Consider the following 12,730-nt stretch of genomic DNA (forward strand, 5'->3'; position numbering starts at 1 on the left):
CTTTTGGCACGCTGTTGAGTTCTCAAGGAACGGACGCTTCCTTTGTACTCACCCTCTCGGGCTTTCCTCCGGGCGCTTCCCTTCGGTCTTGCGTTTCCGACTCTATCAGATCTTTCCGATCCGATTTTCTCGGTGCTTTCCAGGTTCCCGCTTCCGCGTTTCCCTTTCCAGCGGTTCCGACTTTATCAGTATTTCCGCGGCTCCCTGACCACCGTCCTGCGGGCATGCAGAAGACGATCCCGGGATAGGATCTACGACAAGTTGGTTGCTGCCAGGCCAAGAACACGAGACTGTGTCACTCGGTGTGAGGCAGGAGTACGACAGTACACGGGGTAGCGGAGCGGGTGCAAATCGCTGGCAGATGTGGTCTAGACCACCATTCATGCGTTCTCGTGCGAACCCGCACTTAACGTGACATACGCTGCTGCTCAGCGCGCCGTCCACGGGCACGGAGCGACGGCAGCCCGTACATCTCCATCACTGGGAGGCTTCCCATGACCACCGTGACGTCCCCGCTCGCCGGCCGAGCCATCGGACTGGCGGCAGTGCCGGACCCCGTCTTCTCCGGGGCCATGGTCGGCCCCGGGACCGCGATCGACCCGGTGCGTGAGCCCTCCGAGGCCGTCGCCCCCGTCGATGGAGTCATCGTTTCGCTGCACCCCCACGCCTTCGTCGTCGTCGACGGCGAGGGCCACGGTGTGCTCACCCACCTCGGTATCGACACCGTGCAGCTCAACGGCGAGGGCTTCGAACTGCTCGTGAACAAGGGCGACACCGTGGCGCGCGGGCAGGCCGTGGTGCGCTGGAACCCGTCCGCCGTCGAGGCCGCAGGCAAGTCGCCCGTGTGCCCGGTCGTCGCGCTGGAGGCCACCGCCGAGTGCCTCGCCGAACTCCGGACCGACGGCGACGTGAAGGCCGGCGACAGCCTCTTCCTCTGGAACTGACACCGGCGCCGTCCCAGGACGGCGGCCGGGACAACCATCACGGCGGCTGCTGCCGCCGCACTAGCGGAGACGGGTGAGATGGACACAACGCTGCGAGGCGTCGGTGTGAGCCACGGGGTGGCGATCGGCGAGGTTCGGCACATGGGGACGGCGGTGCTCGAACCGCCGGCCAAGCAGATCCCGGAGCAGGACGCGGAGCGTGAGCAGGGACGTGCCCGCAAGGCCGTGGGGGCGGTGGCGGCCGATCTGACCGCGCGCGGCAACCTCGCCGGCGGTGAGGCCCAGGCGGTGCTCGAGGCGCAGGCCATGATGGCCCAGGACCCGGAACTGATCGCCGACGTGGACCGCCGCATCGCGGTCGGCAGCACGGCGGAGCGCGCCGTCTACGACGCGTTCGCCGCGTACCGGGATCTGCTCGCGGGTGCCGGTGAGTACCTCGCGGGCCGGGTCGCCGACCTCGACGACGTGCGGAACCGTATCGTCGCGCGACTGCTCGGTGTGCCCATGCCGGGCGTGCCGGACAGCGACGAGCCGTACGTCCTGGTCGCGCGGGACCTGGCGCCGGCCGACACGGCACTGCTGGACCCGGCCCTGGTGCTCGGCTTCGTCACCGAGGAGGGCGGTCCGACGAGCCACAGCGCGATCCTGGCGCGGGCGCTCGGAGTACCGGCCGTGGTGGCGCTGCCGGGCGCGGGTGAGCTGGCCGAGGGCACGGTGATCGCCGTGGACGGCAGCACCGGCGAGATCTTCGTGAACCCGAGCGAGGAGAAGAAGGCCCGGATGGAGGCCGCGGCCGCGGAGCGCCGGGCGGCGCTGGCGGCGTCGATCGGTCCGGGCGCCACCTCGGACGGGCACAAGGTGCCGCTGCTCGCCAATGTCGGGGGCCCGTCGGACGTGGCGGCGGCGGTCGAGGCCGGTGCGGAGGGTGTCGGTCTGTTCCGGACCGAGTTCCTCTTCCTGGACGACAGCAAGAGCGCTCCTTCCGAGCAGAAGCAGGTCGAGGCGTACCGGCAGGTGCTGGAGGCCTTCCCCGAGGGCCGGGTGGTCGTGCGGGTGCTGGACGCGGGTGCGGACAAGCCGCTGGACTTCCTGACGCCGGCCGACGAACCGAACCCGGCACTCGGTGTCCGGGGTCTGCGCACCCTGCTGGACCACCCGGAGGTGCTGCGCACCCAGTTGACGGCGCTGGCCAAGGCCGCCGAGGGCCTGCCCGTCTATCTCGAGGTCATGGCCCCGATGGTCGCGGACCGCATCGACGCGAAGGCGTTCGCCGACGCGTGCCGTGAGGCGGGGCTGCGGGCCAAGTTCGGTGCGATGGTCGAGATCCCGTCGGCCGCGCTGCGAGCGCGTTCGATCCTGCAGGAGGTCGAGTTCCTCTCGCTGGGGACGAACGACCTGGCGCAGTACACGTTCGCCGCCGACCGGCAGGTGGGCGCGGTGGCCCGGCTGCAGGATCCGTGGCAGCCGGCGCTGCTGGACCTGGTCGCCCTGGCCGCCGAGTCGGCCAAGGCCGAGGGCAAGAGCTGCGGCGTGTGCGGCGAGGCCGCCTCCGATCCGCTCCTGGCGTGTGTGCTGGCCGGCCTGGGGGTCACCTCCCTGTCCATGGGGGCCGCGTCGATTCCGTACGTCCGGACGGCCCTGGCGAAGTACACGCTCGCGCAGTGCGAGCGGGCCGCGGCGGCCGCGCGGGCGGCGGACAGTGCCGATGAGGCCCGTCACGCCGCTCACGCGGTGCTGTCCGGGGAGTAGCCGGTCCGGCCCGGTCGGCCGGCGTCGGCCGTGGCTCCGGGGGGCGCTCCACCTGCGGGTGAAGCGCCCCCTTCGGCGTTCAGCGGCGATGTCCCGGTGCCGGTCCGTCGTCACCGAGGTCGGGCGGCGCTCCGTAGTCGACTCCCGGCTCCGGGGAGATGGGGTCGCCGGTTTCGACGTCGGTGCAGTAGGCGTCGAAGACCTCGCCGGCGGTGAGGGGGGCGAGGGCGTCGCCGCGCAGGCGCCAGCCGTAGACGCGGTCGGGGATGCCCGGGGTGCTGGCGCGCAGGACGAGTCCGCCGGGGCTGGAGGTGGCGAGGCCGAGCGCGAGGACGGTGGTGAACTCGAGGACTTCGGCTTCGTCGAGCTGGGCGGTCCTGGTGGCCTCCGTGTCCGCGTGCAGCACGGCCAGCAGGCTCTCGGGGGTGCTCCGGATGCTGCACACCAGGTGTCGTTCGCCGGGCGGCGCGGTGGCGAGGATGCGGGTGAGCAGGTCGGAGGCTCGGGTGAAGGCGGCGCGGCCGATGTCCTCGCCGCAGGCCGCGCACGGTCCGAGGCGGGTGAGGAGGGTGGCGGCGTACTCCCAGGTGGCCTGGCGGACCGCCTCGTCGACGAGGTCGGGGACGATCTCGCCGAGGGGGCGTCCGTCGTAGGGGAGGTTGGGGCCGGTGGCCGCGAGTTCGGCGGTGTAGCGGCTGCGGCTGGCCGGAGTGTCGGGGTCGAGGCCGGTGCCGGCGCAGAACGCGGCGAACTCCTCGGGGTCGAAGAGGGCGACCGTGGTGTGGCCGCCCTGGGCCGCGCGGGTCCGTAGCAGGGCCTCCACCTGCTGGAGGTAGGCGGTGTGGTCGTCGAAGGTGAAGCTGCGGTAGCGCCGCATGGTGCGGAAGTCCTGGTCGTCGGTCAGCAGGCCGATGGTGCAGGCGATTTCGCGGCGCAGGACGCGTCGCATGGCCAGGTGGTCGGTGTGCGCCATGTTTCCCCCTGTGTGCGCAGTCGATCAATGCTCACTCACAGTAATCGGTGCCACTGACAGTGGGGTCGGGACGAGGGGGGAGCGGACCAGGCGGTGCTGGAGGAGGCAGGTCGCGCCGAGGGCGGCGCCGAAGGCGGTCCAGCCGAGGGGCCTGGTGGCGATGGCCGCGTGAGGGCGAGGGGGCCGATGCTGCGTTGGGCCGACTGGGCCAGTCCGTGCACGCCGAGGTAGGCGCCCTGGGCGGTGTCGGGTGCGAGGGCGGCGGAGGGTTCCCAGGAGAGGGTGGCGTGGAGCATCTCGGCGAGAGTGAACAGGACGGCGGGGCCTTCTCCGCGGCGCGCCGACGCGCTGCTCGACGTGCTGGAGGACCACCCCGAGGTGCTGGTCGTGGAGAACGACCACGCCTCCGCGGTGACGCAGGCGCCGCTGCGGCCCCTGTATGCCGGGGGGGCCGGCGCGATGGGTGCACGTGCGGACGGCGAGCAAGTTCCTGGGAGCGGACCTGCGGTGGGCCGCGGCCGCCTGCGACGCCACGACGCTGTCCCGGCACGACGGCCGCCTGCTGCCGGCGTCGGGCTGGATGAGCCATCTGCTGCAGGAGACGGTGCACGGGCTGCTGACGGACCCGGTCACGCGCGCGACGCCGTCGCGTGCCCGCGAGGCGTACATGCTGCGGCGGTCCGCGCTCCTGGGCGAGCTGGCTGCGCTCGGGATCCCCGCGCACGGGGCGAGCGGGCTGAACGTGCGGGTGCCGGTGGCGGACGAGTCCGCGGTGGTCAACGGGCTGCGGTCGTACGGCTGGTGGGTGGCCGCCGGGGCCCGGTTCGGGCTGGTGTCGGGGCCGGGGGCGCGGATCTCCGTGGCCGACCTGGAGCCGGCCGACGCGGCACGGCTGGCCTCGGACTTCGCCGCGGTCCTGGGCGAGTCCGAGGCCACCTACGGCGGCTGAGCCCGCCTCAGGCGCGCTTGCGGGCCAGGTCCTCGTAGAGGCGGAGCAGTTCGAGGTCGTCGATCGAGCCGGGGTTGACCGCCTTCTCCAGGGGGGTGCCCTGCAGGAGACGCTTGACCGGGACCTCGATGCGCTTTCCGGTCAGGGTGTGCGGGATGCCCGGGACCTCGATGACCTCGTCGGGCACATGGCGCGGGGAGAGCTGCTCGCGGATGGCCTGCTTGATGCGGCCCAGCAGCGCGTCGTCGAGGGCGGCGTCCGGGGCGAGGTGCACGAAGAGCGGCATCCAGTAGCCGCCGTCGGCCTGTTCGATGCCGACGACGAGGGACTCCTTGATCTCCGGGAGCCGTTCGACGACCTCGTAGATGTCCGCGGAGCCCATCCGCACGCCCTGGCGGTTGAGCGTGGAGTCGGAGCGGCCGTGGATGACGACCGAGCCGCGGGAGGTGAGTGTGATCCAGTCGCCGTGCCGCCACACGCCGGGGTACATGGCGAAGTAGCTGTCGTGGTAGCGGCTGCCGTCGGGGTCGTTCCAGAAGTGGATCGGCATCGACGGCATGGGGTTGGTGACGACCAGCTCGCCCACTTCGTCGACCAGCGGCTTCCCGCTGGGGTCCCAGGACTGCAGGTCGGTGCCGAGGCAGGGCGCCTGGAGCTCGCCGATGTGGACGGGCAGGGTCGGCACCGCTCCCGCGAAGCAGGAGCAGACGTCGGTGCCGCCGCTGACGGAGGCGATCCACAGGTCGTCGCGGACCTCGTCGTGCAGCCACTGGAAGCCGTCCGGGGGCAGCGGGGAGCCGGTGGTGGCGACGCACTGGATCCGGGACAGGTCGAAGTCGCGCGACGGGTGGACGTCCGCCTTGCGGCAGGCCATCACGTACGCCGCGGAGGTGCCGTAGAGCGTGGCCCCGGTGCGTTCCGCGACCCGCCACTGGGCGCCTGTGTCGGGGAAGCCGGGGCTGCCGTCGTACAGCACGATCGTCGTGCCGGTGAGGAGACCGGAGACGAGGAAGTTCCACATCATCCAGCCGGTCGAGGTGTACCAGAAGAAACGGTCCTCGGGGCCGAGGTCGCAGTGCAGGCCGAGCTGCTTCAGGTGTTCGACGAGGATGCCGCCCTGGGACTGGACGATGGCCTTGGGCAGGCCCGTCGTGCCGGAGGAGTACAGCACCCACAGCGGGTGGTCGAAGGGCACCGCCTCGAAGACGGGGGCCGTGTCCGCCGAGGTGAGGGCCGACCACTCCAGGACGCCGTCGGGCGCCTCGGTGCCGAGGAGCGGGATGTGGACGACCGCGCGCAGGGTGGGCAGCTCGCGGCGCAGTTCCGCGACGACGTCCCGGCGGTCGTGCTCCTTGCCGCCGTAGCGGTAGCCGTCGACGGTGAACAGGACCACCGGTTCGACCTGCTGGAAGCGGTCGAGGACGCTGCGGGCGCCGAAGTCGGGGGCGCAGGAGGTCCAGACGGCGCCGACCGCGGCGGTGGCCAGCAGCGCCACCACGGCCTGGGGGATGTTGGGCAGGTAGCCGCTGATCCGGTCCCCCGGGCGGACACCGAGGGCGCGCAGCTCGGCGGCGAGGGAGCCGACCTGGCGGCGCAGCTCGGCCCAGCTCACCGGGCGGGGGTCGTGCGTCTCGTCGACGTGCAGGAGGGCCGGTTCGTCCGGTCGGGTGGCCGCGGCACGCAGGGCGTGCTCGGCGTAGTTCAGGCTCGCGCCGGGGAACCACTCGGCTCCGGGCATCGAGCGATCGCCCAGCACGCGCGCGTAGGGGTGCGTGAACCGGACGTCGAACCACTCGGCGACGGCCGTCCAGAAGGTGTCCAGCTCGTCGACGGACCAGCGGTGCAGGGCCGCGTAGCCGCCCTGTGCCGGGGCTCCGTGGTGCTCGGCCGCCCAGGCCTGGAACCTGGTGACCTGTGCCTGGGCGATGCGTTCCGGAGTGGGCTGCCAGAGCGGCAGGGGGTTCACGGTCGACATGGGGCGGCTCCCGGACTGTGCGCGTCGTGTGCGTCGGTCGCGCACGAGCTGGGGTGTGCGCGTGACGCGGCTGACAGGGACGATGCCATGTGATCGACTTCCGCACCAGGGTGCGCCCCACATAGTCCGTGTCGTGAAGATGTGCGCGAGGCACGGGTGAACGGCAGTTGAACGAGGCCCGCGGGCGGGGCGGTCAGTGGCAGGGTGAGCAGCATGGACGGTCGTGACCTGGTGCGTTCGGTGAAGGCGGTCGGTTCCGCGGGGGCGGCGCAGACGGCGCGGGCCGTACGGGCCGCCTGGCGCAGGCGGCGTGCCGACGCCAGAGCGCTGCCCTCCCGGGGTGCGGAGCGGGCACGGGTGCCGGGCGCGGTGCGGAGCGCGGAACCGGGGCCGGGCGGCGGCCTGGTCCGTTTCGACCGCTCGGAGCTGCGGATCGCCGTCACCGCGAGCGGGGCCGTGTTCTGGGGCTGGGACGGGGCCGCGCCCGAACCGTCGTACGCGCTGGCGGGCCGCTGCCCCGAGCCGGACCCCCGCGCGGTGCTCGAGCCGGACAAGGACGGCGGCTGGCGGGTGGTGGCCGAGCGGGTGACGGTCACGGTGTCGCGGCACGGTGCGGTCGCGGTGTGCACGCCTGGCGGTGTGCCGCTGCGCCGGGACGCGCCTCCACGCTGGTGGGAGCCGGCCGGCGGGGGCCCGGCGCGCTGGGTGCAGCGGTCGGAGGTGGCGGCGGACGCACGGTTCTTCGGCCTGGGCGGCCGGGCCTCGGGGCCGCGCCTGCGGGACGGCTCGTACCGCTTGTGGAACACCGCACCCGGGCTCGCCTCCGGTACCGGGGACGACACGCTCTCCCTCACCATGCCCGTACAGCTGGTGGTGGCGGACGCGGGGACACACCTGGTGTTCCACGACAGCACATGGGACGGCACGGTGCTGCTGCGGGAGGGCGCGGAGGGCGCCGGGTCGGGTCACGACCGGCCCGGGACGGCCGAGGTGCGGATGGACGGAGGCCCGCTGCGGTGCTGGGTCGCGGTGGGCACCCCCGCGCGCGTGCTGCTCACCTGGGCCTCGCTCACCGGGGCTGCCGCGCTGCCGCCGGCCTGGGCGCTGGGGCACCACCACGCGCGGTGGGACTTCGGCAGCGAGCATGAGGTGCGCCGGATCGTCGTGGGCTATCAGGAGCGTGATCTGCCGCTGGACGCGGTGCACCTGGCGGGCGACCACCTCCACGAGCACCGCGCGTTCACCGTCGACCACGACCGCTATCCCAAGCTGCCGGTGCTCGCCGACGAGCTGCGCCGGGACGGGATCCGGCTGGTGTCGGCCGTCGCCCCGGCCGTCGCGGGCGGAGCCGTCCACGCTGCGGGGACCGCGGCGGACGCCTTCGTGCGCGACGCCGCCGGGGAGGTCGTGCGGGGCGTGGTGCGGGCCGGCGAGGCGGCGTTCCCGGACTTCACGCACGCGCGCGTGCGCGCGTGGTGGGGCGGTCTGTACGAGGAGCTGCGGTCGCAAGGGTTCTCCGGGTTCTGGCACGACGGGAACGAGCCGACGTCGTGCGCCGCCTTCGGCGAGCAGACGCTGCCCCGCTCGGCGCGGCACGCCCTGGACGGCAGTGGAGGGGACCACCGCGAGGCCCACAACGTGTACGCCCTCTGCATGGCGCGCGCCGCCCATGAGGGGCTGCGCGGGCAGGACGCCGGGGAACGGCCGTTCCTGATGTCCCGCTCCGGGTGGGCCGGACTGCAGCGCTACGGCGGAGCCTGGTCGGGGGGCGTGGTCACCGGCTGGCCGGGGCTGCGGGCGTCGCTGTCGCTGGTGGTGGGGCTCGGGCTGTGCGGGGTGCCGTACTCGGGGCCGGACGTGGGCGGGTTCGACGGCGTTCCCTCGCCGGAGCTGTATCTGCGCTGGTTCCAGCTCGGTGCCCACCTGCCGCTGTTCCGCACCTACGCGGGCCCGCGGGCGGGTCGCAGGGAGCCGTGGGAGTTCGGGCCGGAGGTGCTGGGGCACGCGCGCGTGGCGCTCGCCGGGCGTCGGCGGCTGCTGCCGTACCTCCTGACGCTGGCGCATCTGGCGCGGCGTACGGGGGCGCCCTATGTGCGGCCGGTGTGGTGGGGTGCGCCGGAGGACCGGGCCCTGAGGGACTGCGAGGACGCCTTCCTGCTGGGTGACGCGCTGCTGGTGGCGCCGGTGCTCGAACCCGGGGTGGAGCGGCGGGCGGTCCGGCTGCCGGGGGGACGCTGGTACGACACGGCGACGGGCCGCGCCCACGAGGGGCCGGGGCGGGTCGTGGTGGACGCTCCGCTGTCACGGATACCCGTCCTGGCACGGGCGGGGGCGGTCATACCCGTGCACGGCGAGGACGGCGGGCTGGAGCTGGAGGTGTGGGCGCCCGAGGCGGGGCGCACCGGTGGCGGCCTGGTGGTGGCGGACCCGGGCGACGGCCCGGACGAGCCGGACTTCGAGCGGTACACGGTCCGCTGGGAGGGCGGACGTGTGGTGGTGCGGAGCGAGGGGGAGGACGGTGCGGCGGTGCCGCCGCACCGGCTGCGCGTCCGCGGCACCGGGGAGGGCTGAGCTCAGGTGTAGCGGCCGTCGAACCAGGCGCGGACCGCCACGGTGTGCAGCGGGAAGGCGAGTTCCTCCGGCCGGCGCAGCAGGTGCCAGCCCTCTGTCTCGTCGGTGGCCGTGGACCGCGGCAGGCTTTCCGCCGGGCGTTCGGGCAGCATGCCGAAGAGGATGAGGTGCCCGTCGGGCGAGCTGAGGGCGTCGGCGAGCCGCACGTCGCGGCTCTGCGCTGCGATGCCGGTCTCCTCCGCGAGCTCGCGGACGACGGCGTCGCGCCAGTCCTCGCGGTCGTCGACGTAGCCGCCGGGCAGTGCGGTGCCCCCGCGCGCAGGAGCGATGGTGCGGGTGATCACGACGAGGCCGGTACCCCGGGCGTCGTACGCGGGCTGGAGGGCCACGGCCACCGGAAGGGGGTTGCGGTAGGCCACCGCTCCGCAGGCCGGACAGGTACGGGGCCAGCTCGCGACGCCGGTCCCGTAGGGCGCTCCGCAGCTCGAACAGTGTGAGCCCGGTACGGAGTTGACTGCTGAGTGATGGATTTCGGACACGCGCGGACTGTATCCGATCACCGGAGTCACGTCCCTGCGTTCGCCGCAGGAGCGCCCCGCCCGGACCTCAGTGCCCGCGGGTCAGGGACTTCCGGGAGACCGGGAAGTCGAAGGAGGTGTCGGGGTAGGGCTCAGGCTTGTAGGTGTAGTGCCACCACTCCTCGGCCAGGTTCACGAACCCCAGGTTCTCCAGGGTGCTCTTCAGCAGCAGCCGGTTGGCGCGCTGCCTGCCCCGGATACGCGGGTCGAGGGTGTGGGCGAGGGTGTCGAAGCAGTCGAAGCCGGTGCCCATGTCGATGGAGTTGTCCGGAAAGCGTTGCTCCTTGGGCGCGAAGCAGGGAACGAGCGGCGTGCCCGGGACGTAGGGGCGGGTGGGCCGGGCGGGGAGCCGGACGAGGGTGAGGTCCATGGTCGAGCCGCGGCTGTGTCCGGACTTCTCGGCGATGTAGCCGTCGGCGAACAGCCGGGTCTTGTCGACGCCGGGGTAGAACTCGCCCTTCATGTCCTGGTCGTCGAGGTCCTGGGCCCAGCGCACGAAATGGTCGACGGCACGTTGGGGGCGGTAGCAGTCGTAGACCTTGAGGGTGTAGCCCCGGCGCAGCAGGCGCTGCTGTGCGCGGTGCAGCGCGAGCGCGGCGGGCCGGGTGAGGATGCACATGGGCTGTTCGTAGCCGTCGATGCGTTCGCCGACGAAGTTGTGCGGGGTGAAGTAGCGGATCTCCTGGAGGATGGTCGGATCGACGCTGCTCAGCGCGACGAAGTCCGCCGGCGCCTTGGGCTCGGGTGCGGCACGTGGGGCGGCGGAGGCATCGGTGACGGTTCCGGTGACGGCCAGCAGGGCGGCGACGGCGGTGATCAGGCCGCGCACGGCACGGGAGATACGTGTCATGCCCCCTGCATCTATCAGGATCGGCGGCGCGGGGGAAGAACCGGTCCGCCGAAGGGGCGCACGCCGCGGTACCGGGGGCCCGCGACGGCAGCGCGTCGAGGGGCACCGACCATCGCCGTCACGCTGTGTGAACGTTCGGGAACTATGACGGAGCGCGCGGCGTTGATCGCTGTGAACGGGGGCCGCCTGTCGCCGAAGCCGTCGGCGACCTTGACGCTCCCTGTGTCCGGGTGAACACTTCCCGTGTTGTCCGGCCGAGCGGGGTGGCTGCCGTCGGCCGCACGGGACGCACACCTCCGCACGCGCAGGGAGCACCGGGGCCGCACTCCCCTCGGGCCGGGCCCAGGAGCCGCCATGAGCAACGCCGTAGCCCCGCCGGGGCACCGGGTCATCGCGCGCAGTTTCCGGACCTAGTGGTCCAAACTGTTACCACCGAGGGCCCGGCGGCCTCACCCGGCCCCACCGTCCGGTGCCCTCTCCCCCGCCCACGACGAGCCCGTGCCGGACGGCCCGGGCGCTCCGCCCCCTGTCCCCGGCGCGACCACGGAGATCACCGCACCGATCGTGCGTCGACCACACCTCATCCTTCTGACCTCGCCCACCAAGGGGTAGCCATGACGGACAAAGCCGAGAAGTACGTGGCCGCAATCGACCAGGGCACCACCTCCAGCCGCTGCATCGTCTTCGATCACAGCGGCTCCATCGTCGCCGTGGACCAGCGCGAGCACCGCCAGATCTTCCCCAAGCCGGGCTGGGTGGAGCACGACGCCACGGAGATCTGGTCGAAGGTGCAGGCCGTGGTCGCGGGCGCGATCGCGAAGGCGGGGCTGCGCGCCGACCAGCTCAGCGCACTGGGCATCACCAACCAGCGCGAGACGACGGTGCTCTGGGACCGCGCCACCGGCAAACCCGTCCACAACGCGATCGTCTGGCAGGACACGCGCACCTCGGCCCTCTGCCACGAACTGGGCGGCTCCGACGGGCAGGACCGGTTCCGGGAGCAGACCGGACTGCCGCTGGCCAGCTACTTCTCCGGGCCGAAGACCGCCTGGCTGCTGGACAACGTCCCCGGACTGCGCGACCGCGCCGAGCGCGGCGAGATCGCCTTCGGCACGATCGACTCCTGGCTCATCTGGAACCTCACCGGCGGCACCTCCGGCGGACGCCACGTCACGGACGTCACCAACGCCGGGCGCACCATGCTGATGAACCTGGAGACCCTCCAGTGGGATCCGGCCATCCTCGCCGCCATGAACGTCCCGGAGGTGATGCTGCCCGAGATCAGGTCCTCCTCCGAGGTGTACGGCACCGCCGTCGGCCGGCTCAACGGCGTGCCCGTGGCCTCCGCGCTCGGCGACCAGCAGGCGGCCGTGTTCGGGCAGGCGTGCTATGACGTGGGCGACGCCAAGAACACCTACGGCACCGGCAGCTTCCTGCTGCTGAACACCGGCAACCGCCCGGTGCCCTCCAAGAGCGGGCTGCTCACCACCATGGGCTACAAGATCGGTGACGAGGCGCCGGTCTACTGCCTGGAAGGCGCCATCGCCATCACGGGCGCCCTGGTGCAGTGGTTCCGCGACCAGCTCGGCATCATCCGCTCCGCGGACGAGATCGAGTCGCTGGCCGGGAGCGTCGAGGACAACGGCGGCGCGTACATCGTGCCCGCCTTCTCCGGCCTGTTCGCGCCGTACTGGCGCTCGGACGCACGCGGCGTGATCACGGGTCTGACGCGGTACGTCACCAAGGCGCACCTGGCGCGGGCGGTACTGGAGGCCACCAGCTGGCAGACCCGCGAGGTCGTGGACGCGATGTTCCAGGACTCGGGGGTCGAGCTGACGACCCTGAAGGTCGACGGCGGCATGACGAAGAACAACCTGCTCATGCAGCACCAGGCGGACGTCCTGGGCGTCCCGGCGATCCGCCCCCGGGTCTCGGAGACCACCTGCCTCGGCGCGGCGTACGCGGCCGGTCTCGCCACCGGGGTGTGGGACGGCCTGGACGAACTGAAGTCGCACTGGCAGAAGGACGCCGAGTGGACGCCCTCCATGGAGCCCTCGGTACGGGACCGGGAGTACCGCAACTGGAAGAAGGCCGTGGAGAAGAGCTTCGGCTGGCTGGAGGACGGGGACGAGTAGCCGGCC

The 12,730-nt window shown here is 72.6% G+C and carries 9 protein-coding genes; 5 read left to right on the plus strand and 4 right to left on the minus strand.

Translation table 11 applies throughout. The features are described 5' to 3' along the window. The first annotated feature begins 494 nt into the window (after positions 1 to 494). Both P3H78_RS27610 and ptsP read left to right on the plus strand, forming a co-directional pair. Positions 495 to 944, plus strand: coding sequence for a PTS sugar transporter subunit IIA (locus P3H78_RS27610; protein ID WP_276111889.1), 450 nt, complete (start codon positions 495 to 497; stop codon positions 942 to 944). A gap of 78 nt (positions 945 to 1,022) precedes the next feature. Further along, positions 1,023 to 2,693, plus strand: coding sequence for a phosphoenolpyruvate--protein phosphotransferase (gene ptsP, locus P3H78_RS27615; RefSeq protein WP_276111890.1), 1,671 nt, complete (start codon positions 1,023 to 1,025; stop codon positions 2,691 to 2,693). A gap of 79 nt (positions 2,694 to 2,772) precedes the next feature. Here ptsP and P3H78_RS27620 read toward each other — a convergent pair whose 3' ends face one another. After that, a complete protein-coding gene (locus P3H78_RS27620; RefSeq protein WP_276111891.1) occupies positions 2,773 to 3,666 on the minus strand; it encodes a DUF8829 domain-containing protein in 894 nt (297 codons plus the stop codon). A 469-nt stretch (positions 3,667 to 4,135) separates the two neighbouring features. Here P3H78_RS27620 and P3H78_RS27625 point away from each other — a divergent pair, with 469 nt between their 5' ends. Beyond that, the gene (locus P3H78_RS27625; RefSeq protein ID WP_276111892.1) at positions 4,136 to 4,615 is read left to right on the plus strand and encodes a transcriptional regulator domain-containing protein; all 480 of its coding nucleotides are present in this window, start codon (positions 4,136 to 4,138) and stop codon (positions 4,613 to 4,615) included. A gap of 7 nt (positions 4,616 to 4,622) precedes the next feature. Here the strand turns inward: P3H78_RS27625 and P3H78_RS27630 are convergent, their stop codons facing one another. Then, on the minus strand, positions 4,623 to 6,590 hold the full coding sequence (locus tag P3H78_RS27630) for an acetoacetate--CoA ligase (RefSeq protein ID WP_276111893.1): 1,968 nt from the start codon (positions 6,588 to 6,590) through the stop codon (positions 4,623 to 4,625). Positions 6,591 to 6,803: 213 nt separating this feature from the next. Here P3H78_RS27630 and P3H78_RS27635 point away from each other — a divergent pair, with 213 nt between their 5' ends. Then, positions 6,804 to 9,161 (plus strand): glycoside hydrolase family 31 protein, encoded by a 2,358-nt coding sequence (locus tag P3H78_RS27635; protein ID WP_276111894.1) that lies wholly within the window; start codon positions 6,804 to 6,806, stop codon positions 9,159 to 9,161. A gap of 2 nt (positions 9,162 to 9,163) precedes the next feature. On the opposite strand, the gene P3H78_RS27640 is transcribed toward P3H78_RS27635, so the two are convergent. Further along, positions 9,164 to 9,700, minus strand: a complete 537-nt coding sequence (locus P3H78_RS27640) for an NUDIX domain-containing protein (RefSeq protein WP_276111895.1) — start codon at positions 9,698 to 9,700, stop codon at positions 9,164 to 9,166. Between the two features lie 67 nt (positions 9,701 to 9,767). Beyond that, a complete protein-coding gene (locus P3H78_RS27645) occupies positions 9,768 to 10,589 on the minus strand; it encodes a M15 family metallopeptidase (protein ID WP_276111896.1) in 822 nt (273 codons plus the stop codon). 614 nt (positions 10,590 to 11,203) lie between these two features. On the opposite strand from P3H78_RS27645, the gene glpK reads away from it, so the two are divergent. Continuing rightward, a complete protein-coding gene (glpK, locus tag P3H78_RS27650; RefSeq protein ID WP_276111897.1) occupies positions 11,204 to 12,724 on the plus strand; it encodes a glycerol kinase GlpK in 1,521 nt (506 codons plus the stop codon). The last annotated feature ends 6 nt before the right edge of the window (positions 12,725 to 12,730 follow it).

Origin of the sequence: Streptomyces tropicalis, assembly GCF_029269835.1 — a bacterium.
GTDB classification, from domain to species: Bacteria; Actinomycetota; Actinomycetes; order Streptomycetales; family Streptomycetaceae; genus Streptomyces; species Streptomyces tropicalis.